Annotated in this window: 24 protein-coding genes; 11 read left to right on the forward strand and 13 right to left on the reverse strand. The window is 50.4% G+C overall.

What is annotated here, in order from left to right:
* Positions 1-13 precede the first annotated feature (13 nt).
* The 7 genes from DFR42_RS22055 to DFR42_RS22085 all read right to left on the reverse strand — a co-directional run bounded on the left by DFR42_RS22055 (position 14) and on the right by DFR42_RS22085 (position 6,955).
* The gene (locus DFR42_RS22055; RefSeq protein WP_425450899.1) at positions 14-862 is read right to left on the reverse strand and encodes a putative hydro-lyase; all 849 of its coding nucleotides are present in this window, start codon (positions 860-862) and stop codon (positions 14-16) included.
* The gene (locus DFR42_RS22060; protein ID WP_110257215.1) at positions 834-1,538 is read right to left on the reverse strand and encodes an ABC transporter ATP-binding protein; all 705 of its coding nucleotides are present in this window, start codon (positions 1,536-1,538) and stop codon (positions 834-836) included. The genes DFR42_RS22055 and DFR42_RS22060 overlap by 29 nt, the downstream gene beginning before the upstream one ends.
* Complete coding sequence (locus DFR42_RS22065) at positions 1,538-2,251, reverse strand: ABC transporter ATP-binding protein (RefSeq protein ID WP_110257216.1); 714 nt, start codon at positions 2,249-2,251, stop codon at positions 1,538-1,540. Before DFR42_RS22065 ends, DFR42_RS22060 begins: the two co-directional genes overlap by 1 nt.
* Positions 2,248-3,318, reverse strand: a complete 1,071-nt coding sequence (locus tag DFR42_RS22070) for a branched-chain amino acid ABC transporter permease (RefSeq protein WP_110257217.1) — start codon at positions 3,316-3,318, stop codon at positions 2,248-2,250. Before DFR42_RS22070 ends, DFR42_RS22065 begins: the two co-directional genes overlap by 4 nt.
* A 20-nt stretch (positions 3,319-3,338) precedes the next feature.
* Positions 3,339-4,205 carry a branched-chain amino acid ABC transporter permease gene (locus DFR42_RS22075; RefSeq protein ID WP_110257218.1) on the reverse strand — a complete coding sequence of 289 codons (867 nt, stop codon included), beginning with the start codon at positions 4,203-4,205 and terminating at the stop codon, positions 3,339-3,341.
* Between the two features lie 272 nt (positions 4,206-4,477).
* Positions 4,478-5,755 carry an ABC transporter substrate-binding protein gene (locus DFR42_RS22080; RefSeq protein WP_110257219.1) on the reverse strand — a complete coding sequence of 426 codons (1,278 nt, stop codon included), beginning with the start codon at positions 5,753-5,755 and terminating at the stop codon, positions 4,478-4,480.
* 129 nt (positions 5,756-5,884) lie between these two features.
* Positions 5,885-6,955: a TRAP transporter substrate-binding protein gene (locus DFR42_RS22085; protein WP_110257220.1), complete on the reverse strand. Its 1,071-nt coding sequence runs from the start codon at positions 6,953-6,955 to the stop codon at positions 5,885-5,887.
* 378 nt (positions 6,956-7,333) lie between these two features.
* Between DFR42_RS22085 and DFR42_RS22090 the strand changes: the two genes are divergently transcribed.
* Together DFR42_RS22090 and DFR42_RS22095 are read left to right on the forward strand one after the other, a co-directional pair.
* On the forward strand, positions 7,334-10,975 hold the full coding sequence (locus DFR42_RS22090; RefSeq protein WP_110257221.1) for a hydantoinase B/oxoprolinase family protein: 3,642 nt from the start codon (positions 7,334-7,336) through the stop codon (positions 10,973-10,975).
* Positions 10,976-11,353: 378 nt separating this feature from the next.
* Positions 11,354-12,442, forward strand: coding sequence for a porin (locus DFR42_RS22095; RefSeq protein WP_110257222.1), 1,089 nt, complete (start codon positions 11,354-11,356; stop codon positions 12,440-12,442).
* Between the two features lie 62 nt (positions 12,443-12,504).
* Here the strand turns inward: DFR42_RS22095 and pyrF are convergent, their stop codons facing one another.
* Positions 12,505-13,323 (reverse strand): orotidine-5'-phosphate decarboxylase, encoded by an 819-nt coding sequence (pyrF, locus tag DFR42_RS22100; protein WP_110257223.1) that lies wholly within the window; start codon positions 13,321-13,323, stop codon positions 12,505-12,507.
* A gap of 166 nt (positions 13,324-13,489) precedes the next feature.
* On the opposite strand from pyrF, the gene DFR42_RS22105 reads away from it, so the two are divergent.
* The 4 genes from DFR42_RS22105 to DFR42_RS22120 all read left to right on the forward strand — a co-directional run bounded on the left by DFR42_RS22105 (position 13,490) and on the right by DFR42_RS22120 (position 15,514).
* Positions 13,490-13,942, forward strand: a complete 453-nt coding sequence (locus tag DFR42_RS22105) for a MarR family winged helix-turn-helix transcriptional regulator (RefSeq protein WP_110257297.1) — start codon at positions 13,490-13,492, stop codon at positions 13,940-13,942.
* 275 nt (positions 13,943-14,217) lie between these two features.
* A complete protein-coding gene (locus tag DFR42_RS22110) occupies positions 14,218-14,637 on the forward strand; it encodes an organic hydroperoxide resistance protein (RefSeq protein ID WP_110257224.1) in 420 nt (139 codons plus the stop codon).
* 296 nt (positions 14,638-14,933) lie between these two features.
* Complete coding sequence (locus DFR42_RS22115; RefSeq protein ID WP_110257225.1) at positions 14,934-15,326, forward strand: hypothetical protein; 393 nt, start codon at positions 14,934-14,936, stop codon at positions 15,324-15,326.
* The gene (locus tag DFR42_RS22120) at positions 15,323-15,514 is read left to right on the forward strand and encodes a helix-turn-helix transcriptional regulator (protein ID WP_110257226.1); all 192 of its coding nucleotides are present in this window, start codon (positions 15,323-15,325) and stop codon (positions 15,512-15,514) included. The genes DFR42_RS22115 and DFR42_RS22120 overlap by 4 nt, the downstream gene beginning before the upstream one ends.
* 126 nt (positions 15,515-15,640) lie before the next feature.
* Here the strand turns inward: DFR42_RS22120 and DFR42_RS22125 are convergent, their stop codons facing one another.
* From DFR42_RS22125 to DFR42_RS22145, 5 genes are all read right to left on the reverse strand, one after another.
* Positions 15,641-16,171: a YcnI family copper-binding membrane protein gene (locus DFR42_RS22125; RefSeq protein WP_110257227.1), complete on the reverse strand. Its 531-nt coding sequence runs from the start codon at positions 16,169-16,171 to the stop codon at positions 15,641-15,643.
* Positions 16,168-16,377, reverse strand: a complete 210-nt coding sequence (locus DFR42_RS29555; RefSeq protein ID WP_110257228.1) for a hypothetical protein — start codon at positions 16,375-16,377, stop codon at positions 16,168-16,170. Before DFR42_RS29555 ends, DFR42_RS22125 begins: the two co-directional genes overlap by 4 nt.
* A gap of 10 nt (positions 16,378-16,387) precedes the next feature.
* Positions 16,388-16,837 (reverse strand): copper chaperone PCu(A)C, encoded by a 450-nt coding sequence (locus DFR42_RS22135; RefSeq protein ID WP_110257229.1) that lies wholly within the window; start codon positions 16,835-16,837, stop codon positions 16,388-16,390.
* 35 nt (positions 16,838-16,872) lie between these two features.
* Positions 16,873-17,448 (reverse strand): SCO family protein, encoded by a 576-nt coding sequence (locus DFR42_RS22140; RefSeq protein WP_110257298.1) that lies wholly within the window; start codon positions 17,446-17,448, stop codon positions 16,873-16,875.
* 97 nt (positions 17,449-17,545) lie between these two features.
* Entirely contained in the window at positions 17,546-17,971 is a 426-nt protein-coding gene (locus tag DFR42_RS22145; protein ID WP_170133634.1) for a DUF2946 domain-containing protein, read from the reverse strand.
* Between the two features lie 206 nt (positions 17,972-18,177).
* Between DFR42_RS22145 and DFR42_RS22150 the strand changes: the two genes are divergently transcribed.
* The 5 genes from DFR42_RS22150 (at position 18,178) to DFR42_RS22170 (ending at position 23,856) form a co-directional block, all read left to right on the forward strand.
* Positions 18,178-18,960, forward strand: a complete 783-nt coding sequence (locus DFR42_RS22150) for a hypothetical protein (protein WP_110257231.1) — start codon at positions 18,178-18,180, stop codon at positions 18,958-18,960.
* Between the two features lie 6 nt (positions 18,961-18,966).
* Positions 18,967-20,241 carry an acyltransferase family protein gene (locus DFR42_RS22155; protein WP_110257232.1) on the forward strand — a complete coding sequence of 425 codons (1,275 nt, stop codon included), beginning with the start codon at positions 18,967-18,969 and terminating at the stop codon, positions 20,239-20,241.
* 14 nt (positions 20,242-20,255) lie between these two features.
* Complete coding sequence (locus DFR42_RS22160) at positions 20,256-20,753, forward strand: RNA polymerase sigma factor (protein ID WP_110257233.1); 498 nt, start codon at positions 20,256-20,258, stop codon at positions 20,751-20,753.
* Between the two features lies 1 nt (position 20,754).
* Positions 20,755-21,459, forward strand: coding sequence for a hypothetical protein (locus DFR42_RS22165; protein WP_110257234.1), 705 nt, complete (start codon positions 20,755-20,757; stop codon positions 21,457-21,459).
* Positions 21,460-21,558: 99 nt separating this feature from the next.
* Entirely contained in the window at positions 21,559-23,856 is a 2,298-nt protein-coding gene (locus tag DFR42_RS22170) for a CocE/NonD family hydrolase (RefSeq protein WP_170133635.1), read from the forward strand.
* Position 23,857: the final 1 nt, after the last annotated feature.

The following is a 23,857-nucleotide window of genomic DNA, read 5'->3' on the forward strand; positions in this document are numbered from 1 at the left end:
ACCTGATCCGGTATCAGTTACACATATCATCAGTCAGTAAATCCGTCACAAACATCTTGCCCGGCGCATGCGAAATGCAAAAAGGCAGCTTGCTGAGCTCAGCCACATATTGCGGCGTCACACCGCAAGCCCAGAAAACCGGTAACTCATCCTCAGCAATATCCACCGCATCACCATAGTCCGGCAAAGCCAGGTCGCGTATGCCCAGCGCCGCCGGGTTGCCTATGTGCACAGGTGCACCATGCACACGCGGATAACGTGCCGACACCTCTACAGCCCTGGCAATATCCCGGCTTTTGACTGGACGCATGCTCACCACCATATTGCCGCTGAAACGTCCTGCTGGTACACAGGGTATGGAAGTGCGGTACATTGCCACATTTTTCTTTTGCTGGATATGACGCAAGGGTATGCCCGCTTCCACCAGGGCAGTTTCAAAAGAAAAACTGCAACCCAGCAAAAAACTGACCAGGCCGTCTGGCCCGCAGGTATCCCAGATGTGTCTTATGTCGCTGACTTCCTTTTTCAACTGGCCATGTTCGTAAATGCGATAAGCACCCAGGTCAGTGCGGATATCTGAGCCTGGTGCGCACTGCGCTTCAAACAAGCCAGCCTCCAGCACTTCCACCAGAGGGCAAGGCTTGGGGTTACGCTGACAAAACAGCAAAAAATCAAAGGCATATTCCCTGGGCACGATCATCAGATTGGCCTGGACATGACCGCTGGCCAGCCCGGAGGTAGGCCCGCTGAACTCCCCCGTGCGGCAAAGGCCACGCAATTTTTTTGCGCTGATTCTTGGATAGCTTTTTACATTGTTGTCGCCAGCCTGCATATCAGACTCCCAGATAGGCTTTTTTGACATCTTCATTATTCAGCAAGTCTTGCCCCGTGCCTTGCATGACAATGCGGCCTGTCTGTATCACATAACCATGATGGGCAATCGCCAGCGCCTTGTGCAGGTTTTGCTCGACCAGCAATATCGACATACCCTGCTGATTGATCAGTTGTATGGTGTCAAGCACCTTGGTGACAAACTTGGGAGCAATACCCCAGGAAGGCTCATCCAGCAAGAGCATCTTGGGCTTGGCCATCAAGCCCCGCCCTATCGCCAGCATTTGCTGCTCGCCACCACTCATGGTGCCTGCGAGCTGATAACGCCTTTCCTTGAGGATGGGGAATAAGCTGTACATGGTATCGATGGATTCAGCCACTTCGTTTTCATCTTTGCGAGTGTAGGCACCCAGTTGCAGATTTCTTTCCACCGTCAGGCGGGCAAAGATGCGTCGCCCTTCCGGCACCAGCGAAAGCCCCAGGCCAACTCGTTTGCAGGCCGGGGTTTTATCCAGTGGCTTGCCATCGAATACGATCTGGCCTGCATCTGCCGCATTCAAGCCGGCGATTGCCCGCAAGGTAGTGGATTTGCCATTGCCATTACCGCCGACCAGGGCAACGATTTTGCCCTTCTCTACATCGATATCGACTTTTGACAAGGCCAGCACACCGTCATAACTGACTCTCAAATTTCTTACTTGCAGCATCATTCATCTCCCAGATAAGCAGCGATCACTTTGGGATCTCTGGATACTTGTTCAGGACTGCCTTCGGCGATCTTCTTGCCGTAATCGAGCACGACGATGGCATCAGCAATGGGCATGATGCCTTCGAGCACATGCTCAACGATAAGGCAGGAAATACCTTCTTCACGGATTTTCAGGACCACATCGACAGTCTCCCTGACTTCTGTCGGGTTCAGGCCAGCCATGACTTCATCCATCAATAGCAGACGCGGCTTGACTGCCAGTGCGCGTGCTACCGCAAGACGACGTTGCTCGCTGATGGTCATGCTGCCTGCTGGCTTGTCCCTGAATTGGCCGAGGTTGACAAAGCTCAGCAGCCTGGCAGCACTCTGTCTCGCATCGCCGACATTCTTGTTGATCAAAAAAGCACCGACCATGACGTTTTCCAGCGCTGTCATGCTGGTGAAAGTACGTGCAACCTGAAAGGTACGGCCTATGCCGGCACGCGCACATTGCTCGGGGCTCATGCCGGATACCTTGATGTCATTCATCCAGATTTCACCAGTAGTCGGTGGCGCATAACCAGCGATGCAATTGAACATGGTGGTCTTGCCTGCACCGTTCGGGCCTATCAGGCCGACGATCTTGCCTGCGCCCACTTCAAATGAGACATCCTGGTTGGCGGTGATGCCGCCAAAGCGTTTGCTGACGCTCTCTACTCGCAACAAGCTCATGCTGCCTCCCTTTTTGCCTCTTGTACGTCTTGTTCTTTTTGTGCCTTGACAGCTTTTCTGCGCGCAAAGAATTGCTTGATCCAGCCCATCACACCTGTCGGGTAATACACCGCGATCACCACAATCAATGCCGCATAGATGACCAGGTCAGTACCGCGGCCAGAGCCACCAAACAGGGCGCGCGTACCTTCTTCTATGAAAGTCAAAACACCTGCGCCTATGACCGGCCCCAGCAATGTACCTACCCCACCGAGTATGGAAACCAGTGCCATCTTGATCGACAGGCCGGTATGCAGGACTGAACCCGGGTCTATATACAGTTCCTTCTGCGCATACAGACTGCCACCGATGGCCGTAAAAAAGCTACTGACCGCAAAGGCAATTTGCTTGTAACGGCTGAGGTTGATACCCAGGCTGCGCGCTGCATCTGGCTCATCCTTGATGGCGCGGAAGTAATAACCCAGATAGCTGTGTTCTATCCAGTAATTCACCGCCAGCGTCAGCAGCAAAAGACCGAGGGCAATGTAGTAATACGGTGCCTTGTCGGTAAATATCATGCTGCCCCATCCTTGCTGGTCCATGGGCAGGGTCAGGCCAACAGCAGCACCAGCATATTCCCAGTTGGTGAAAATAATCTGGATGATTTCAGCCACCGCAATGGTTGCCATGCCAAAGTAATGGCCGTTGAGGCGAAAGCATGACCAGCCTATGATGAGGCTGATTGCTGCTGACAATATGCCACCGCATAACATGGCCACCCAGGCGTTGAAACCCCATTGTGTCAGCAACAATGTCGAGGTATATGCGCCGAGACCGTAAAAGGCGACATGCCCCAGCGAAACCTGGCCTGCATAGCCACCGACGATATTCCAGGCTACGCCCAGTTGTGCTGCCATCAAAATCAATATCGCCAGATTTTGATGCGAAGGGTCTTTGACCACCACAGGCACCAGCAATGCAGCAAGCACGCACAGGGCCAGCAGTATGTATTTGACCGAAGAATTGCCATGTGAATCTGGCGCCAGCAACTCATGCGCCGAGATCACGGTTTTGTCTTGTATGTTCATTTTGTACCTTCTCTTCTACGCTATTGCTTACCCATCAGTCCTTGCGGACGGAACATCAACACCGCCAGGAACAAGCCAAGCACCAGGGCCAATTTATATTGCGGCCCTATCAGGAAACCGCCCATGACTTCGATGACACCGACGATGATTCCAGCGAACAAAGCACCAATCACGCTACCGAAACCACCTAGGTTCACGACAACGAAAGCAATCAGGATGAAGTTCGCCCCCACTTCAGGGAAGATGGGAAAAAAGGTAGACAACAGTGCACCCGCCACACCGGCGCAGGCAGCACCTATGCCCCAGGCCATGGCAAACATTTTTTGTGAGTCTATGCCCATCAGCTGTGCCGCCTCTTTGTCAGCAGCAGTGGCCTCAAGTGCAGCACCAGCTCGAGTCTTGGTGAGGAAGAGGTAGATGCCCATGGTCACCAGAATCGCACCAACACCTGCAGTCACCTGTGGCATACCCACCTGTATACCGAATACCTGTACCGCACCGGAGACAATGGAATGATCAACCGTCCTGAAATCTGGCTTCCAGAAAAATTGTGCCAGGCCACGGAACAACATCATCAAACCGAAAGTGGTAAAAATCTGCGACAGCATAGGTGCATTGGTGATTTTCTTGATGATGAGCTTGTACAACAGCGTGCCCAGCGCAAACAAGAACAGTGCCGTTAATGGCAGGGTAAACATGGGGTCCAATGCAAACAGCGAGTACATCCAGAAACTGGAATACATGCCGAACATCAGAAATTCACCATGAGAAAAATTGACGATATCCATGACACCAAAGATCAGCGTCAAACCTATCGCCACCAGCGCATAGATCAAACCGATCAAGATCCCGGATGCCAGAGTTTGAATAATAATTTCAAGGGACATTTTCTCCTCGCACTTCCTATATGTATATCCGGCGTCAGGTTTCGCCAGATATTTTTTTCTGAGTTTCTAACTTGCCCGATCAAAAACGGGCAAGCGTGCTTCATGTTTTGTTGATTTTTTAGAACGTGTTTACGATCTGTAGCGAGCGAGCGTCAGCGGGGTCAGGGTGATAAAAACGCAGCGCAAAAAGCGGAATGTACTTAAGTACATGAGCATTTTGAGCAGCACATGAGCCCCGATCACGCTTGCGCAGTAAGATCGTAGACACGTTCTTATTTGCGTTGATCCCACTTAGGCATAGGCCACACCACATCTTTAGTCGCCAGATCAAAAGGCCATACTGTGTTGTACTTGCCATCAATGATCTGCACCAAGATGCCGGAACCCAAAACGTTCTGGCCATGCTCATCAAACTTAATGCCTTTCCACGGCATGATGAGTTTATTGGCGGGGATATTTGTTTCTACCAGGGCTTTACGAATTGCTTCTGGCTCGGTAGAAGCGGCACGGTTGATGGCATCAACCAGGGTCATCAAGCCAGTAAAAGTGCGGGAAGAGTTGCCAGTAAAGTCAGCCTTGTATTTGCTGTTATACAAATCATTGACTTGCTTGATCAGCGGGTTATTTTTTGCCAGATCAGGTGACCAAACTTCGCGGGTGATGACGTAGTCAGCATCCTTGCCCAGGGTGCGGCGGAATTCCGTGTCAGTAAATCCTGCATTGTTCGCCAGGATCATCTCAGGTGAAAAGCCCAGTTCCTTATAGGTTTTCATGGACATGATGGCGTCACCCAGATAAGAAGACTGCATGACGACTTGCGGGTTGGCTGACTTCAATTGCTGTACTTCAGAAGTCAGCTGTGTGCTCTTGGCTGGATAGACGATGGTCTTCACCAGGTTATAGCCTTTTTCTGCTGCCAGCTTGGTTTCCAGCTTGGTGGTTTCATTACCCCATAAAGTGTTTTCATTGAAGGTGGCCAGTTGCTTGACCTTGATGCCTTTTTTGGCTTCGAGTTCTTTGAAAAAATCAAAGAAGTTATGGACAAACAAATCATCATGCGCCGTCGTGCGGAAGAACCATTTAAAGCCACGCTGCGTCAAAGTTGAAGATGATGATTCAGGGTTCACATAGGGGATCTTGTATTTTTCTGCGACCTGGCTGGAAGTCGCTGTCACATTGCTGAAGTAGGCACCGACGATGGCAACCACTTTTTCCTGAGTAATCAGTCGCTCGGTTTCTGTCGCGCCAATTTGCGGATTACCCTGATGATCAGCAAATACCAGCTTGATTTTTGCCCCCTTCAGATTAGGCAAACCACCGCCAGCAGAAAATGGCAGATTAGGTACAGTTTTAGCTCCGTTGTTGACGATGTCAGCAGCCAATTCCAGCGCATTTTTCATTTCACTGCCTGATGAAGCAGCAGCACCAGACAATGGATAGATAACGCCTATCTTGATTTCTTGCTGCGCATAGGCAGAGTAGCAAAAACTCAGACCCAGGCTGACAAGCAAGCCAGCACGGACAATTTTTTTGATGGTATTTGTAAACATTATTAAACGCTCCAATTTAATTAAATGTCAGCCCTCTGTAATTACTTTGATGAGAGCCGTTTCCTGACTACCTGTTTTCTGACTTCTTAACTTCGTGATTTTCTACTTCTGCCCTTGCCAGCCAAGGATTTACTTCATCGACCTTTCAGTCGTGTATTTCAATAAAATCGCTACCTCTTCATTACTTGCGGTTTTCAGCCATTCCCTGACAAATTGTTCGCCCAGCCTGTCGAGGTTATTTCTTAATAGCGCATCTACCCTGTCAACCTTGATCTTGTTATTGCGTAGCTGGTTTTCAAAACCGGCATCACTATCGCGACTCATAGCCCAGCCACGTTTCTCTGCTGCCTGGGCTGCGTCCATCATTTTCTTTTGCGCTTCTGCATCCAGCCTGGAAAACACTTTCTGGCTAATGAAGACGATATTTTTTGGTATCCATGCATGAGCCTGGTAGTAGTACGTCATCTTGCTCCAGGCTTTGGTTTCCACCCCGGTCCAGCTTGAGGTAATCATCACATCAAGCTTGTCGCTGGCAATGGCTTTTTCCAGGTCTATCACTTGCACTGGTACTGCAGTCGCCATCGACAATTCAGCGATACGTTCACTGGCGGGGTTATAGCTGCGCATACGCATGCCCTTGAAATCTGCCAATGAACTCAGCGGCTTTTTCGAATACAAATTCTGTGGTGGCCAGGGTACGGAATACAGCAATTTCAAACCACGCTTGGCCAGCGCCTTCTCTACTTCTGCTCTAGATGCCTGCCAAAGCTGATGCGCATCTTCATAACCCCTGACAGTGAATGGCAAAGAATCCAGGCCAAACACTGGTATCTCTTTAGCGAGGCTGGACATGATGACTTCACCAGCCTCGGCTTTTTCATTGACCACGCCAGAAAATATCTCTGCCGGCTTTAATAAGCTACCAGCAGCAAACACTTTCATCTTTACCTGACCATTGGTGGCACTAGTGGCACTTGCCACTTCATTTGCGAACTGTTGCAAATTCATGGTCTGAAAATTATCTGCGGCGTAGGCTGTGGCAATGCGTATATCCACAGTCTCTGCATATACATTCACTGTAAATGCCATCGCCGATGTGCTAGCCAGCATGCAAAAACCAACAAATCGTCTACGAGAATACGCAGATAAATGAGTAGATAAGCGGGAGAAACTCAGCTTGCCTTGAATTGATTCCAACATTATTTACCCTTTCAATAGATCACATCGTAAACGTTTTATCGATAAAACGTCAATAAAATATCTTACATTTAATCTGATTAACTACTACAATATCATCAAAGGAAAAATCCACAAGATGTTTATAAAATTTTTTTCCTCATAGTGAACATGCAGCATAAAACTGCACCACGCTGTAGCGGCGATGCACAGGAATAGTGAACTTTTTTGCTTTTTTAATATTGGATATCCATTGCATCTGAACATCCGGGGCGTAAGCTGCAAACAAATTACTGTCTGATTTTTGACACAAAATTTGCAGCCCGGGATAAAAATGGCTCCAGACCAGGACAAGACTTTGCCGTGTGACGGCAACATCTCTTTAAGAAAGGTGGTTGCAAAATGAATCAACAGAAACAGGCACACAATGACTTCGTTGAAGATCAACGCTGGCAATTCTGGATAGACAGAGGTGGTACGTTTACTGACATCGTGGCACGCCGCCCGGATGGCAAATTACTGACCCATAAACTGCTGTCAGAGAATCCTGAGCAATATAAAGATGCTGCCGTAGCAGGCATACAAGGTGTACTTGGTTTGACAGCAGATCAAAATATCTCGCCTGAGCTGGTATCTGCCGTCAAGATGGGTACCACTGTTGCCACCAATGCCCTTCTGGAACGCAAGGGTGACCCGACTGCGCTCATCATCACCAAAGGTTTTCGTGATGCTCTGCGCATTGCGTATCAAAACCGCCCTCGCCTGTTTGACCGCCACATTGTCTTGCCAGAACTCTTGTATGAAAAAGTCGTGGAAGTAGATGAACGCATTGATGCGCATGGCAATATCTTGCAAGCCCTGGATGAAGAAGCGGTCAAGAAGGAACTGGCCGCCTTATATACAGATGGTTACCGCGCACTGGCCATCGTGCTTATGCACGGTTATCGACACACCCAGCATGAAGACATCATAGGCAAACTCGCTGCTAAAGCAGGATTCACGCAAATCTCCATTTCCAATCAGGTCAGCCCCATGATGAAGCTGATCTCGCGTGGCGATACCACAGTAGTGGATGCCTATTTGTCCCCTATCCTGCGCCGCTATGTCGACCAGGTTGCCAGCAAGATGGATGGCGTGCGCCTGTTCTTCATGCAGAGTAATGGCGGCTTGACCGATGCGCACCGCTTCCAGGGCAAGGACTCCATATTGTCAGGCCCGGCTGGCGGTATAGTGGGCATGGTACGCACTGCCCAGACAGCGGGTTTTGACAAGATCATCGGTTTTGACATGGGCGGCACATCGACAGACGTGTCCCATTACGCAGGTGAGTTCGAGCGCGAATTTGAAACCCAGGTTGCCGGTGTCAGGATGCGCGCGCCGATGATGAGCATACATACTGTTGCTGCTGGCGGTGGCTCCATCCTGCATTTTGACGGCACCCGTTATCGCGTAGGCCCTGACAGTGCAGGTGCCAACCCCGGCCCCACCAGTTACCGACGCGGTGGGCAATTGGCCGTGACTGATTGTAATGTCATGCTGGGTAAAATCCAGCCCAGCTATTTCCCTAAAGTGTTTGGACCCAAAGCAGACATGTCGCTGGACAGGGACGCTGTCGTCGAGAAATTCACCGCCATGGCAGCAGAGATAGAAAAAGCCACAGGCATACGCAAATCACCGGAAGAAGTGGCTGAAGGCTTTATTGAAATTGCCGTCGGCAATATGGCCAATGCGATCAAATTTATCTCGGTGCAGCGCGGCCATGATGTGACTGACTATACCCTGACCACCTTTGGCGGTGCGGGCGGCCAGCATGCCTGTCTGGTGGCAGATGCCTTGGGCATGACCAGGGTGTTTGCTCATCCATTCTCAGGTGTCTTGTCTGCCTATGGTATGGGCCTGGCAGACCAGACTGCCATGCGTGAACTGGCGATGGAATTACCTCTGGCACCAGAATCAATACCTGCACTGGAAAAAGAACTGGCACGCTTGTCCGATGCAGCCAGCAATGATTTGTTGAGCCAGGGTGTAGCGCCAGAACATCTCAGCGTCAAACAACGCGTGCACTTGCGTTACGAAGGTACGGACTCTGTCATCGTGGTGGCCATGCAGGATATTGCCAGCATGATTCATCAGTTTGAATCTGCCTATAAAAAACGCTACTCCTTCCTGATGTCCAATAAGCAGCTTGTCATAGAAGCGATTTCTGTCGAAGCCATAGGTAATTCCGGCGAAGGCAATGAAAGCATGGACTATCTACCACCAAGAGAAAATGGCCAGTCTTTGCAGCCCGTGGAAATCGTCCAGTTGTTCTCTGGTGGACAATGGCATGACACAGGCTTGTATGACCGTGACGATATGCGCCCCGGTGACAAGATCAAGGGTCCTGCCATCATTGCAGAAAAAAATGCGACCAATATCATAGAACCAGGCTGGGGTGCAGAAGTGACTACGCTGGATCACTTGGTATTCACCCGCCTGGAAGCACGCCCCAAGCGCCAGGCCATAGGCACCAAGGCTGACCCGGTCATGCTGGAAGTATTCAACAACCTGTTCATGAGCATCGCCGAACAAATGGGCCTGCGCCTGCAAAATACGGCCTTCTCGGTCAATATCAAGGAGCGCCTGGATTTCTCTTGTGCGCTGTTTGATGCAGAAGGTAACCTGATTGCGAATGCACCGCATATCCCTGTGCATCTGGGTTCCATGGGGGATAGTATCAAGACCATCATCCGCGCCAATGCGGGCAGTATGCAGCCGGGCGATGTGTATATGCTCAATGACCCCTACAACGGCGGCACCCACCTGCCTGACGTCACAGTCATCACGCCTGCCTTCAATGCAGAAGGCACCGAAGTCTTGTTCTATGTAGGTTCGCGCGGCCATCATGCTGACATAGGCGGTATCACGCCGGGCTCCATGCCTGCGGATAGCACGGTAGTGGAAGAAGAAGGCGTACTGATCAATAACTTCAAACTGGTCAGTGCTGGCAAGTTACTGGAAAAAGAAACCATAGCCCTGCTCTCTTCAGGCAAATACCCTTGCCGCAATATCCATCAAAACCTGGCTGACTTCCAGGCCCAAATCGCCGCCAATCAGAAAGGCGTCGATGAATTGCTGAAGATGGTGCAGCACTATGGCCTGGATGTCGTACAAGCCTATATGGGCCATGTACAGGATAATGCCGAAGAAGCAGTAAGACGTGTCATCACCGCCCTGCAAGACAGCCACTATGAATACAAGCTCGACAATGGTGCCATCATCAAGGTTGCGATTAGGGTTGATCATGCATCACGTTCTGCCGAAGTCGATTTCACCGGCACCTCACCGCAATTGAATAATAATTTCAATGCACCGAGTGCGATTTGCATGGCTGCCGTGCTGTATGTATTCAGGACCCTGATTGACGACGACATCCCCCTCAATGCCGGTTGTTTGAAACCGCTGAAAGTCATCATCCCTGAAGGCTCGATGTTGAATCCGCGCTACCCGGCGGCTGTAGTATCTGGCAATGTGGAAACCTCAAGTTGTATCACCAATGCACTGTATGGTGCGCTGGGCGTGGTGGCATCTTCACCTGGCACCATGAATAACTTCACCTTTGGCAATGATGATTATCAATACTATGAAACCATCTCTGGTGGCTCTGGTGCAGGTGAAGGTTTCAATGGTACTGACGTGGTGCAAACACATATGACAAATTCACGCCTGACTGATCCCGAGATACTGGAATGGCGTTATCCCGTCAGGCTGGAGAGCTATGAAATCAAGCCAGATTCAGGCGGTGCAGGCCGCTGGCATGGTGGTAATGGCGGCGTGCGCAAGATACGCTTCCTGGAAAACATGACGGCTTCGATACTCTCGAATAACCGCGTGTACGCACCCTTTGGTGCGGCAGGTGGTGACGCTGGTGCCTGCGGTAAAAACTATGTCATCAGGAATGATGGCAGTACTGAAGAGCTGGGTTTTGTGGCCAGCACCGATATGCAGGCAGGCGATATCTTTGTCATTGAAACGCCGGGTGGTGGTGGTTACGGGAAAGCATAAACAGCTTTATCTTCAAACTCGAAGCTTGCGGTAAAGGTAGCGAAAAAGGCAAAGAAAAAGGTAACTAAAGGCTGGTGATGAGATATCACCAGCCTTTTTTCATTCCACGCCTGCCAGCAGAAAACACGCAAACCCATAAGCGCAAATATTTCCTCTATCCAATTTCAACTTTTAAACAACGCATCATTAATTTTTTATCGAAGTTTTATTAATAATTTATATGTAAAATCATTATTTTTCATCGATAATAAATTTCCGACCGCGATCACAGGAAAACCGGTCGGTACTCGCCTCTGCAGATCACACTGCTTTTTCCAGCACATCAGGCAAGGCGTTTTTTCTGCACATCATTTCCTTATCTATTTTTGAGACTATCAAATGAAAAAGACTTTCCTTGCCTTGAGCATGATTAGTGCCATTGGCTTTATGAGCACTGTCGCCGGTTCTGCGGCGGCACAATCTTCTGTCACTATCTACGGTATTGCTGATACTGGTATCGCCATAGAAAAAGGCGGCAGCGCTGGCTCTGTCAGCAAGCTGACCAGCGGGATAGGCTCAGGTTCGCGCCTGGGCTTCAAGGGTACAGAAGATCTGGGTGGTGGCCTGTCTGCCTTCTTCCTGCTGGAAAGTGGCATCAATATTGATGCAGGTTCTTCAGGCCAGGGTGGCTTGATGTTTGGACGCCAGGCCTATGTCGGCATTAAGGGCGACTTTGGTACTTTGACTGCAGGTCGCCAGTACACGCCTGAATACCTGACACTGGCCTTCGCTGATCCTTTTGGCACAGGCTTCGCTGGTGATGCGGCCAATATCATGCCCAACTCTGGCACTGGTGCCAGCCGCATGGACAATACCTTGAAGTACGTCACGCCTTCTTTTGATGGTTTTACAGGTGAGCTGGCATATGGCTTTGGTGAAACTGCTGGTGATACTTCTGCTGGCCGTCAGATTGGTGCTGCGATTGGCTACACGTCCGGCCCGTTCGCAGTACGCCTGGGTTACCACAACCGTAACAATGACACTGCAACATTAAAAAATACTGAGGATGGCAAAACCACTTTGCTGGCTGCCACCTATGATTTTGGCGTAGCCAAAGCCCATCTGGCTTATGGCATCAACAAGGGCCTGAACAGCTCACCGCTGCGCAATACTGCCAACCCTTACGGTAGCCTGGCCGCACCAACCGCATCGACAGATTCCACGGATTTTTTACTGGGCGTGACCCTGCCTTTTGGCAGCAACAAGATATTGGCTTCCTACATCCGCAAAGACGACAAGACAGCAAAGAACCAGGATGCCAGCCAGCTGGCGGTGGCTTATGTGTATTCCTTATCCAAACGCACTGACCTGTATGCGGCATATGCCAGGATAGATAACAAAAATGGCGCTGGCTACACAGTAGGCAGCGCCATTGAGGCGGGTTCTGGTGACAGTGCACTGCACCTGGGTATACGTCACAGCTTTTAAGAAAAGCCCGGGGCGCTTTTTATGCCGGAATGATTCAGGATTATTCCGGCACTGTATTTAAATTACCGATGCAGATTAATCGCCTCACGCGTTTCCAGGGCCACACGGCGGATAGCATCTGCCGTGCTTTCGCCCGCTACTGGCGTGGCATATAAAATGGCGCGGGAAGAATTAATCATCATGCCTGTACCTGCCGCAGTTTTACCAGCCTGCACGGTAGCGGCGATATCACCACCCTGCGCACCTATGCCGGGCACCAGCAAAGGCATATCACCTGTCACAGCACGCACCTGTGCCAGCTCTTTAGGGAAGGTTGCACCCACCACCAGCGCGCACTGGCCATTGGTATTCCATTTATCAGCCACCAGTTGCGCCACATGCTGGTACAAGGGCTTGCCGCCGACATCAAGAAATTGCAGGTCAGAGCCACCCGCATTGGAAGTACGACAGAGCACGATGGCACCGCGGTCTTTCCATTCCAGATAAGGCGCGACTGAATCAAAACCCATGTAAGGATTGACAGTCACTGCATCAGCGTCATAACGCTCAAAAGCTTCGCGCGCATATTGCTCTGCTGTCGCACCGATATCGCCACGCTTGGCATCAAGTATCACCGGGAGATGCGGATAAGCAGACTTGATATAGCGACAGATTTCTTCCAGCTGGTCTTCAGCACGCAGGGCAGCAAAATAAGCAATTTGCGGCTTGAAGGAGCAAGCCAGGTCTGCAGTGGCATCCACCACGGTTTTACAGAATGCATAAATGGCATCAGGCTTGCCCGCAAGTTCAGCCGGGAAGCGGCTGACATCCGGGTCAAGGCCCACGCACAACAGGGAATTATTGGCTGTCCAGACAGCGGAAAGTTTTTCTATGAAAGTCACGTTTTACCTCTTACAGTGGGGCGTGGCAGTGCACGCGCAATGGGCGACATTATACCCTGCGTCAATAGCGGCGTTAGTCTCCAGGTCAGCAAGTTCAGCACAGCAGATGCAAAAACTGTTTATCATGCCTGCATATCCCCCTACACAAATTTGCCAGAGTGCCAAAATGAAAACACCCGCAGAAACGCCCATCAATATGCTGGCACTGGAAAATCAATTCTGCTTTGCGCTTTATTCATCATCCCTGGCGCTGACCAAGGCTTACAAGCCCATGCTCGATGCTCTAGGCCTGACTTACCCGCAATACCTGGTCATGCTGGTCTTGTGGGAACAAGATAATGTGCTCGTCAAAGACATAGGCCATGCCCTCTTCCTGGATTCTGGCACCCTGACGCCTTTGTTGAAACGCCTGGAAGCCAATGGGCTGCTGGAGCGCCATCGCGACGAAAGCGATGAACGCCAGGTCAGGATCACGCTGACCCCGGCAGGCAAGGATTTACGCAATGCGGCCCTGGATATCCCGCAAAAAATCCTCTGTGCCAGCGGGCAAAGCAAGGAAACCCTGATGCAATTGCGCAGCCAGCTCAGTGATTTGCGGAATGAACTATTAGATACTTAAACCATTAAATCCTTGATTTATTGAATCCTTGAGTTAATAAAGCCTTAACATTTTCTTCCGTTTGAACTAATCTGGCTTGCTGATGCTATCGCGATGATAGAAAAAGACAATCACGATTTAGATTGCACACAATTAAATTGTTCGCTATAGTTCATCCATCGACTCAGCAGTCGAACTTAATAAACCTAGTAAGTAGCTCAGTAACCTAGTAAGTAGCTCAGTAACTCAGTAAATGAATAAGTCAATCAACCAGTAATTTAAATCAGGAGTTCATCATGCAAGTACTTTACACAGCAAATGCAACAGCAACTGGCGGTCGTGATGGCCGTGCCGTTTCCAGCGACAATCAACTTTCTGTCAAACTGACGACACCAAAAGAACTCGGTGGCGCGGGCGGCGAAGGCACTAATCCTGAGCAATTGTTTGCTGCCGGTTACTCTGCCTGTTTTATCGGCGCAATGAAATTTGTTGCCGCTGCTGGCAAAATCGCCCTGCCTGCCGACGTATCCATCAATGGCCTGGTAGGCATAGGCCCAAATGGTAAAGGCGGCTTTGGTCTGGCAGTGACACTGAACGTCAGCCTGCCTGGCATGGATCGCGCAGAAGCAGAAGCATTGGTACACAAGGCACATGAAGTTTGCCCTTATTCCAATGCAACACGTGGCAATATCGAAGTGACTTTGAATATCTTGTAATGTCTGGGCTGTTAAGCCCAAGAGAAACAAGCAGCAAGGCTTGCAGAATGATTTTCTGCAAGCCTTTTTAATTTTTCACTTCCCCAGTCCAGTTAAAAACGATTTTTATGTAAAGCGTACTTGACATGAATATTTTTTGATATATGATGACAAGCATACTTTACATGTCTTGAGATAAGCCCCCTGGCCTTCAGGAGAACTCTGTCCTGCATGAACTTGCCCAGCACCCGGGCATTTTTTATATCTTGATATGTAAAGTAAACTTTACCTATTCAATTTTCCCGTCAGGAGAAATCATGCGTGAGAAACAAGCCAAGGCCCTTTATTTTCGCGAACTGTTTGCCACACTGGGCGTGTATTGCCTGTTTGTACTGACCAGCAGTATCTATGCAGACTCAGTTCCTGCCGGGCCACTGCGCAGCCTGCTGATCGCCAGCCCCATACTGCCCGCCTTGCTGATGGTGTGGACTATTGTCCGCCAATTCCAGCGCATGGATGAATATATACGTATCTGGTCGCTCGAGAATCTGGGAATGGCAGCAGCTTTCACAGCCGCCTTTTCCCTCAGCTATGGCTTCATGGAAATCACAGGTTTTCCCAAACTCAGCATGTTTGCGACCTGGTCTCTGATCATGGGCTCCTGGGGGGGCATCAGCTGTCTGCGCAGCTGGAAAGAAAAGTCGCAATGAAAAACATCGTCAGAGAATTGCGCGCACAGCGCGAATGGAGCCAGGCCCAGTTGGCCGACCTGCTGGAAGTATCTCGCCAGACCGTGAATGCGATAGAAACTGGCCGCTACGACCCCAGCCTGCCATTGGCTTTCAGTATTGCCAAATTGTTCCAGCTACCGATAGAGAAGATATTCGAGTCGGAATAAAACACTGCTTAAGTTGAAAAGCGTGAAAAGTTTCCTGAAACAGTTCCGAATGAATATAGGCAGCACACAAAATAAACCCCTTGCTCAAGAGTTTGCGCAAGGGGTTTATTTTGACAGGCTAAAGCATTAATGCTGATGTGCAGCTTCTGCCTTTTCTTTGACTTCCAGCACTGGTGCAGGTGCTTTAAAACCTTTGGCAGTCTGGCCGTCTGCCGGGATTTCCACCCAGTCCAGCCTGCCCTTTTCACATAGCTGCGTCACTTTGAAATACACCTTCCCCGCCTTTTCTGGCAACTTCACCTGTATGGCAAACTCATCATAATAGGCATCAGGCAAAGGGCCGCCAGTCCAGCTTACTTCACGTACATCCTGGGTAATGGTTTTACCATGAGAGTTATACGGCACTTTCAAGGGCTGTATGCTTGTGTCGATTGCCCAGCCAGCTTTAGGCATGGGCTTGGCACCACTGACGTTGTCAGGGATGCTGACCTTCACTGCGGTGGTCGCACTACCCTCACAGCCATGACCAATTTTAAACGTCAGCTTATGGTAGGCACCTGCATTGGCACTTGGCTGCTCCAGTGTGACATGAGCATGCGCACCTGTTGCCAGCATATTACCCACGACGAAGAGGCTGATGAATACTCGTTTGTTCATACACTACTCCTTGATGCATTTTGCTGTTTTACTGGTACAGGTTGGAACTCAAATACAGGCGCAGCAGGATGCGCCTCTTGAGCAGTCAGACGATGCACATAAAATGCATAGGCATGCCATACCGCCAGCGCGCAAATTGCCGCAATATTAAAGCACTGCATCAGCTTCGTGAAACTGGCAAACCTGGTTCCCCTGGCTTTATTCATAGTGCCTCCATCAATGCTGCGTTGCCTGGTTCAAGGGTTTCGCGATAGCCTTGACTTCTATGGTTTCGCGCTTCTTGTCCTTGCCTTCGACAACCAGGGTAACCGGCACTACATCGCCATCCTTGACCTGGGCTTTCAAGTCCATCAGCATGATGTGATAAGCACCAGGCTTAAGCTCCACAGCCTTGCCTGCTGGCAGGTCTATGCTGTCAACGGCACGCATCTTCATCATGTTGTCGGCCATTTCCATTTTATGGATTTCGGCTACACCCGCTACTGGCGAGCGCACTTCCAGCAAGCGCACATCCTTGGCCGATTTGAGTTGCATGAAAGCACCCGTTGCTTTTTGCTGTGCCACAGTAGCGCGCACCCAGGCATCGCTGACTGTCACTTGCGCCTGAGCAGAAATAGCCAACACTGAAGCGGCAACTGCCACCATGATTTTATTGATATTGTTCATATTGTTTTCCTTGAGATAATTGATAGATTAACAGTTCAGGCAGCCATCAGTGCACGCAAATCTGCTGCACATTGCTCTGCTGTCTGTTCATGTTTCAAAGCCAGACGGATTTTTCCCTGGGCATCAAACACATAAGTGATGGCCGTATGATCCATCGTATAAGAACTGCCACTGGGCACTTTTTGGTAAAATACCTTGAAGTCAGCGGCCACTTCTTGCGTTTTCTTCATATCACCATACAAGCCCAAAAAGCCGGGGTCAAATGCTTTCATATATTGCGCCAGCAATTCCGGGGTATCTCTTTCCGGGTCTATGGTAATGAAAATCACCTGCAATTGCTCAGCCTTGTCAGCCAATAATTTGCGTATGTGTACAGCACGGCTCAGGGCCGTAGGACAAACATCAGGGCATTGGGTAAAGCCAAAAAATATCAGCAGATACTTGCCCTTGAAACTGGCCAGGCTGTACTCCTTGCCATCATGCCCGCGCAGTTGAAAATCACTGGCATATTTAGCACCGGTAATATCAATGCCATTAAAAGCCACAGGCGTGCGGCTGCAAGCCAGCAATGACATGCTGCCAAGCAGCGTCAATACGGAACGACGTTTCATTTCGGTTTCGTTTTCTTCACTCACCATAAGGGATGGTGATGGATTAATGTCGCTTTACCCGCGCTCAACAATGGACGCAGGTAAAACCGGAAGATATTTAAGCAAAAGAGATGGGCGGGCCACGCGGCTGCGCAGCGATCCAGATAAAAAGAATATGCGATGAAAGATAAAACAGTGGCGGCATAGCCTCTGCCCCATTGCCCGGCGCGACATCAGCAAGCAGCCCCGGCAATACAAAATCATGTCCCGCATGCGGCAAGCAATAAGCACAATGCGCTGCCATATGCCGCTGGTCCTGCCCAGGCTTGCCAGCCACCAGCTTGATAAGCTTGCCTGTCACGGCATCAATCAGCTTGACACCCTCGACACTGCAAACCTCAACAACCCCGGGCTTGCTACCTGCAAGCGTTCCTGACGCCATTCCCCCGGCCATGGCTGGCAATAAACCACTAAGCACATTAACCAACAAGGCAAGACAGGCAAGCCATATAGTTAATTGTCTGAGTCGGGAAGAAATACGCATGGGCAGATTATAACCAATGCAAGCCTGATTAACCATCAGCCAAGGATATTGCTTTTATGCCAGTAAAAAATAATTTCAATCTGGCTGTAAATTTCCCCCCTCCCTTGCGAATAACAGAATAAGAGTTTGGCGATGCGAGATGGATGCACGGTAGATCCAGGATTTAAGGCACGCCAAACATGAATTCAATATTTCAGGGAGATATCATGTCTGTTTTGCTACGCGGTTTCATCTATAGTTTTTTTCTTGTCTGCTGGTGTGGTGCTGCAATTGCGCAGCCTGCCAAGAGCAGTCCTTCCGCTTCTATACCTACCCCCGCCAGCCTGGCGCTGGAGGCTATCATGCAGCGCCATTTGGCTGCGCTGGGGGATTTCAGCAAGGTGCAGTCGCGCCGGGCCAGGCTGCGCATCATAGGGCTGGCACCATTTGAGATACCGACAACGGTGGAAGCGAAACGGCCAAATTTACTGCGCCGGGATGTGTCGGTACAGGGGCAGTTGCAGGTATCAAGTTATGACGGCAAGGACGCGTGGAAGATAGACCCTTTCCTGCCTAGTGGCAAACGGGCTGTTGATATGCCTACGGAAGAATTACCTGCCATGCTGGAAGAAAGTTATTTTGACGGCATTTTGGTGGCGGCGCAAAAGCAGGGCTTCCCCTTGCAGTATGCCGGGCTGGATACTCAGGATGGGCGACGTGTACATGTATTGAAAGTCAGCGTACCGGCCACGGGTGAATCAACTATTTATCTGGATGCCGATAGTTTTCTGGAAATCAAGCGCCTGCAAAAACGCCCGGTCATGGGTCGCATGACTGAGCTGGAAGTGTATACCAGCGACTATCGCATGCAGGATGGCCTGATGATGGCTTATCGCTTTGAGATAGGCACCAAGGGAGCAAGCGCAACGCAACGCATGAGCATGGTGGTGGACGCGGTGGAAAATAATCCGGCGATTGCTCTTAGCCGTTTTCAACGCACCGGGAATTGAGCCGTCATGCAAAGCAATGTGATGATGGATACGGCTACTCCAGCTACATCAACTGCGTCGCCCGCAATAGCCAGGCCGGCGACAGTTGCAACCCCGACGGAACGCCTGCATGGCCTGGATGCCTTGCGTGCCGGGGCTTTGATGCTGGGTGTGCTGCTGCATGCCAGCATGTCTTTTTTACCTGGCGCAAAATTCTTTTGGGTGGTTAGCGACAATCAAAAAACTGAATTGCTGGGGCCAGTATTTTTTGTTATCCACCAGTTCAGGATGCCACTGTTTTTTATGCTGGCTGGTTATTTTGCGCATATGGCTTTGCAAAAGAAGGGCTTGCCGGTTTTTGTCAAAGACAGATTGAAACGTATAGCCCTGCCCTTGCTGCTTGGCTGGCCTGTGATATTTACCGCCATCGTTGCTGCCATTGTGCTGGCGGCCTGGGTACGCAATGGTGGCAGCCTGCCAAGCAAGTCACCACCCTCGCCTGCTTTTACGGCTGATAGTTTTCCACTGGCGCACTTGTGGTTCTTGTATATGCTGGCGCTGCTGTATGCGGTGTACCTCAGTGTCTGGGCATGCTGCAGGCAGTTGGGGGCGCTGCCACGTCTGCAGCGTTTTGCAGATGTGCTGACGCCTGCGCTGGCAGGCTGGTTTGGCCCTGTCTTGCTGGCGCTGCCAGTGGCACTGGCCCTGTTTTATACACCTTACTGGGTCAGTTGGTTTGGCGTACCTACGCCTGATCAGTCACTCTACCCTGGCCGTGCTGCCTGGGTCAGTTTTGGGATGGCGTTTGGTTTTGGCTGGATGTTGCAGCAGTCACCAGCCAGCCTGATGCAGTGGCAAAAGCGCTGGGCCTGGCATTTGTGCCTGGCTGTCTTGATGGCAGGAGTCTGTTTATATTTGACAGAACTGGCACCGCAATTGATGCCAGCGGTTCATGATGAAAACAAATTGATCTATGCCTGCCTGTATGCGACAGCCGCCTGGAATTTTTGTTTTGGCCTGACAGGCATGGCATTAAAATTCATGCATCATGCAAGCCTGGGAATACGGTATCTGGCAGATGCTTCTTACTGGGTTTATCTGGTGCATCTGCCGCTGGTAATGGCTTTGCAGGCACTGGTGTCGCGCAGTGAATGGCACTGGGTGTTCAAACTAGCGGCGGTCTTGCTGGGAACGCTGACGGTGGCTTTACTGAGTTATCACTATCTGGTGAGGTTTACTTTTATCGGCAAGGTTTTGAATGGCCAGCGCCAGTCAAAGCCTGCACGAGCTGAAGATACATAAACAAGCTGAAGCATATGGACGAAGAACTCTTCTTGCAGCAACTCGCTTCACATAAACGCCTGTTATACAAGGTGGCGTATAGCTATTGCCGTCATGCTGAAGACAGGCGTGATCTGGTGCAGGACATGGTCATGCAGTTGTGGCGCTCGTTTCGCAGCTTTGACCAGCGCGTGCAGTTTTCTACCTGGATGTACCGCATTGCCATGAACGTGGCGATCTCACACTACCGCAGTGAGACACGACAAGTGCGCGATACTTTACCGCTGGAAGAGTTTGGCCTGGATATTGCCGAGGCTGACCAGCTCTATAGCGCCCAGAGCGACAATATGCGCACGCTGGACAAGCTCATCAGCGAGCTGGACGAACTTAACCGCGCATTGATCCTGTTGTTCATGGATGGTTATAGCAACGATGAAATCGCCAGCATCATGGGCTTGAACGCCAGTAATGTTGCAACGCGTATGACACGCATCAAACAAAAATTGCAAACCCGCTTTGCAGAAGGAAACTAAGATGAATCTCGATCTTTTGAAAGCCGAATGGGACGCCAGGGACCAGCGCCTGGAGCAGGCAGTGAGAATGAACACCCAGATGCTGCGTCTGTCTTTACTGGAACAACACAGGCGCGACATCGCAAAATGGGGTTGGACCGATAAATATGAAATCATTACCGGCATACCTGTCGTTGTTTACCTTATCTGGTTCCTGGGCAAGCATATCAGCGAATGGCAATTTGCCCTGCCCGCCCTGGCCCTGCTGGCCTGGACTATTCCTATGCCCATACTTAATCACAGGCTGCGCCATGCCTTGCAAGGCATGGATTTTGGGCAGCCCATCACGGTAGTACAAAAACGCTTGGCTGAGCATAAGGCCAGACGGCTGAACTTGTTCAAGTGGGCATTTCTATTGGGGCAGGTAGTGTGGTTCATACCCTTCATCATTGTGCTTTTTAAAGGAGTATTCGGGGTGGATTTGTATTTGAAAACCGAGAACTTCATCCTGCCCAGCCTGATAGGGGGCATATTGTTTATACCATTGGCGATCGGTATTTCCAGGCTGTTGTCCGGCAAGCTGACTCACTCTGCCCGCTTCCAGGCTTTTACTGATGCCCTGGCAGGCAAGAACATTATCCAGAGCCGCCAGTTCATCGCCAGGATTGCCCAGTTTGAAGAAACGCCGGTTGAAAGCGGCATTGGCGACAAGCAGCCAAATAGCTGATTTTTTGAGCTGATTTTTTGATTTGGAGCGCATAAATCATGTTATCTTTAAGGCCATTTTTTAATGCTGTTTTTTCTCATATCCGCCTTGAGGTCAACCATGCGTTTCTACATTCATCTTGCCGCTGCTGTTGTTTTATTGAACCTGCAAAATGCTGTTGTAGCACAGACGAATGATGAGCCAGTCGCAATTGCTGGACCAGGCCTGACCCAGACGGCCACGATGGATAAGAGCATGGCTGCACTGGCAAAGTCTCTGCTTGAACGTGGTGGCATGGAAGGAAAAAAATGGGATGCCAATCAATTGTTTCGCCTGCAGTTACTCACATCACAGCCGGAGTCTGCCCGCCAGGCCATACAGGAATGGCGGGCGCAGGCAAAGCAGCGTGGGCAAAACAATACCGGCACTTTGTTTGTTGCCTATGACTTGTATGCCAGAACGCTGGAATTGCAAACCCAGCAGAAGCTGAGTTTCGAAGAGGCATACAAGCTGGCTTTCAGGGACGTGTTTGCTGGCCTGGATGATTTGCAGGCAGACGATGCGACTTTCTCGCTGGGCACTTCGGCTGAACGCCTGGAAGTGGATTTGCAGCGACAGTTGAAAGAGCATGCCGGCAAAACAGCCTTGCCTGTGAAAGATGCCCTGAACCTGAGTCGCCAGTATCTGGCATGGCTGGTGTATTCAAAGATTAATCCATTAAGCCCGGCCATGTTGAAAGAAGATGAACAGCGGCGCTTTATCACGGAAGAATTACTGATACCCACTGCAGATGGTGCGCGCATCTCCACCCTGCTGATACGCCCCAAAGGTAAAGATAAAAATACGGATACAAAAAAGTATCCGACATTAATGACCTTTACCATTTATGCCGACGATAACTGGAGTCGCGCCGATGCAAAGAAAATGGCCTCGCATGGTTATGCTGGCATCGTCAGTTTTACTCGCGGCAAGGGCCGCAGCCCTGATGCCATCGTCCCTTATGAACATGATGGTGACGATGCCCGCGCTGTCATAGCCTGGATAGAAAAACAGGGCTGGAGTGATGGCAGGGTCGGCATGTATGGTGGAAGTTACAGCGCTTTCACGCAATGGTCAGTCGCAAAGAAAATACCGAAGTCGCTGAAAGCGATGGCGGTGTCTGCCAGTGCCGCGCCAGGTGTTGACATACCAGCCGAGGGTAATGTCTTCATGAATTTTCTGTATCCATGGGTACCCTATGTGACGAACAACAAGACCCTGGACAATGAGGCCTATGGTGATGAAAAGCGCTGGCAGAATCTCGACAAGGCCTGGTACCAGAAAGGCATAGCTTACCGCGAACTTGACAGCATAGACGGGGTTGCCAATCCTGTGCACAGGCGCTGGCTGCAGCATCCTGCTTATGACCAATACTGGCAAGCCATGATCCCGTACCAGCAAGAATTCTCAGCGGTGAATATCCCCATCCTGAGTACCACCGGTTATTTCGATGGTGCGCAAGTCGGCGCCCTGTATTATTTCCAGGAGCACAGTCGTTATCTGCCCAATGCTGACCACACTTTACTGATAGGCCCTTACAGCCATTTTGCCATGCAAGCTGGCATACCAGCCAATGAATCTGGCTACACCGTAGAAGAAGTCGCCAAACAGGATTTGCAGGCATTGCGCTTGCAATGGCTGGACCATCAATTCAAAGGCACACCTAAACCGGCTATCCTGAAAGACAAGGTCAACTATCAGGTCATGGGCGCGAATATCTGGAAGCATGCCCCCAGCCTGGCTGCCATGCAAAGTACGCATGTTGACTATTATCTCGGCAAGCCAGCACAACAAAATACCAGCTACAGCTTGCTGCAAAAGCCTGATGCGAAACAACCACCACTTAAGCTGACTGTGGATATGAGCAAGCGTGACGATGTCAATCAACAGGAAAGCCTGCCGCGCGTCAGCAAGACTTTGAACAGCCGCAACGCCCTGGCCTTTGTCTCAGATGTATTGCCTCAAGCGACTGAGATCAGCGGTCTGTTTGCGGGTCACCTGGATTTCATCGTCAACAAGAAAGATGTGGACTTGAATGTCACGCTGTTTGAGCAAATGCCGAATGGCGATTATTTTGAACTGGCTTCTTATCTGGGCCGGGCCAGCTATGCCAAAGACAGTAGCAAGCGCCAGTTACTGCAAGCTGGCAAACGCCAGACTGTCAACTTCACAGCCAAACGCATCACCAGCAGGCAAATGCAGGCTGGCAGCAAAATCGTGATTGTCGTCGGCATACCGAAACAGGCTGATCTGCAGATCAACTATGGTTCAGGCAAAGATGTCAGTGATGAAACCATCGCTGATGCAGGTGCGCCAATTCAACTGCAATTATTGAATACCAGTTATATTCGGATACCGCTGGGACAATCCGGCAAGTAAA

The sequence above is a fragment of the Undibacterium pigrum genome (assembly GCF_003201815.1).
GTDB classification, from domain to species: domain Bacteria; phylum Pseudomonadota; class Gammaproteobacteria; order Burkholderiales; family Burkholderiaceae_D; genus Undibacterium; species Undibacterium pigrum.

Excerpts from the sequence above, each read along its gene's own strand:
- DFR42_RS22055 (WP_425450899.1), bottom strand. The coding sequence starts at position 862 with ATGTCAAAAAAGCCTATCTGGGAGTCTGATATGCAGGCTGGCGACAAC.
- DFR42_RS22060 (WP_110257215.1), bottom strand. The coding sequence starts at position 1,538 with ATGCTGCAAGTAAGAAATTTGAGAGTCAGTTATGACGGTGTGCTGGCC.
- DFR42_RS22065 (WP_110257216.1), bottom strand. The coding sequence starts at position 2,251 with ATGAGCTTGTTGCGAGTAGAGAGCGTCAGCAAACGCTTTGGCGGCATC.
- DFR42_RS22070 (WP_110257217.1), bottom strand. The coding sequence starts at position 3,318 with ATGAACATACAAGACAAAACCGTGATCTCGGCGCATGAGTTGCTGGCG.
- DFR42_RS22075 (WP_110257218.1), bottom strand. The coding sequence starts at position 4,205 with ATGTCCCTTGAAATTATTATTCAAACTCTGGCATCCGGGATCTTGATC.
- DFR42_RS22080 (WP_110257219.1), bottom strand. The coding sequence starts at position 5,755 with ATGTTTACAAATACCATCAAAAAAATTGTCCGTGCTGGCTTGCTTGTC.
- DFR42_RS22085 (WP_110257220.1), bottom strand. The coding sequence starts at position 6,955 with ATGTTGGAATCAATTCAAGGCAAGCTGAGTTTCTCCCGCTTATCTACT.
- DFR42_RS22090 (WP_110257221.1), top strand. The coding sequence starts at position 7,334 with ATGAATCAACAGAAACAGGCACACAATGACTTCGTTGAAGATCAACGC.
- DFR42_RS22095 (WP_110257222.1), top strand. The coding sequence starts at position 11,354 with ATGAAAAAGACTTTCCTTGCCTTGAGCATGATTAGTGCCATTGGCTTT.
- DFR42_RS22105 (WP_110257297.1), top strand. The coding sequence starts at position 13,490 with ATGAAAACACCCGCAGAAACGCCCATCAATATGCTGGCACTGGAAAAT.
- DFR42_RS22110 (WP_110257224.1), top strand. The coding sequence starts at position 14,218 with ATGCAAGTACTTTACACAGCAAATGCAACAGCAACTGGCGGTCGTGAT.
- DFR42_RS22115 (WP_110257225.1), top strand. The coding sequence starts at position 14,934 with ATGCGTGAGAAACAAGCCAAGGCCCTTTATTTTCGCGAACTGTTTGCC.
- DFR42_RS22120 (WP_110257226.1), top strand. The coding sequence starts at position 15,323 with ATGAAAAACATCGTCAGAGAATTGCGCGCACAGCGCGAATGGAGCCAG.
- DFR42_RS22125 (WP_110257227.1), bottom strand. The coding sequence starts at position 16,171 with ATGAACAAACGAGTATTCATCAGCCTCTTCGTCGTGGGTAATATGCTG.
- DFR42_RS29555 (WP_110257228.1), bottom strand. The coding sequence starts at position 16,377 with ATGAATAAAGCCAGGGGAACCAGGTTTGCCAGTTTCACGAAGCTGATG.
- DFR42_RS22135 (WP_110257229.1), bottom strand. The coding sequence starts at position 16,837 with ATGAACAATATCAATAAAATCATGGTGGCAGTTGCCGCTTCAGTGTTG.
- DFR42_RS22140 (WP_110257298.1), bottom strand. The coding sequence starts at position 17,448 with ATGAAACGTCGTTCCGTATTGACGCTGCTTGGCAGCATGTCATTGCTG.
- DFR42_RS22145 (WP_170133634.1), bottom strand. The coding sequence starts at position 17,971 with ATGCGTATTTCTTCCCGACTCAGACAATTAACTATATGGCTTGCCTGT.
- DFR42_RS22150 (WP_110257231.1), top strand. The coding sequence starts at position 18,178 with ATGTCTGTTTTGCTACGCGGTTTCATCTATAGTTTTTTTCTTGTCTGC.
- DFR42_RS22155 (WP_110257232.1), top strand. The coding sequence starts at position 18,967 with ATGCAAAGCAATGTGATGATGGATACGGCTACTCCAGCTACATCAACT.
- DFR42_RS22160 (WP_110257233.1), top strand. The coding sequence starts at position 20,256 with ATGGACGAAGAACTCTTCTTGCAGCAACTCGCTTCACATAAACGCCTG.
- DFR42_RS22165 (WP_110257234.1), top strand. The coding sequence starts at position 20,755 with ATGAATCTCGATCTTTTGAAAGCCGAATGGGACGCCAGGGACCAGCGC.
- DFR42_RS22170 (WP_170133635.1), top strand. The coding sequence starts at position 21,559 with ATGCGTTTCTACATTCATCTTGCCGCTGCTGTTGTTTTATTGAACCTG.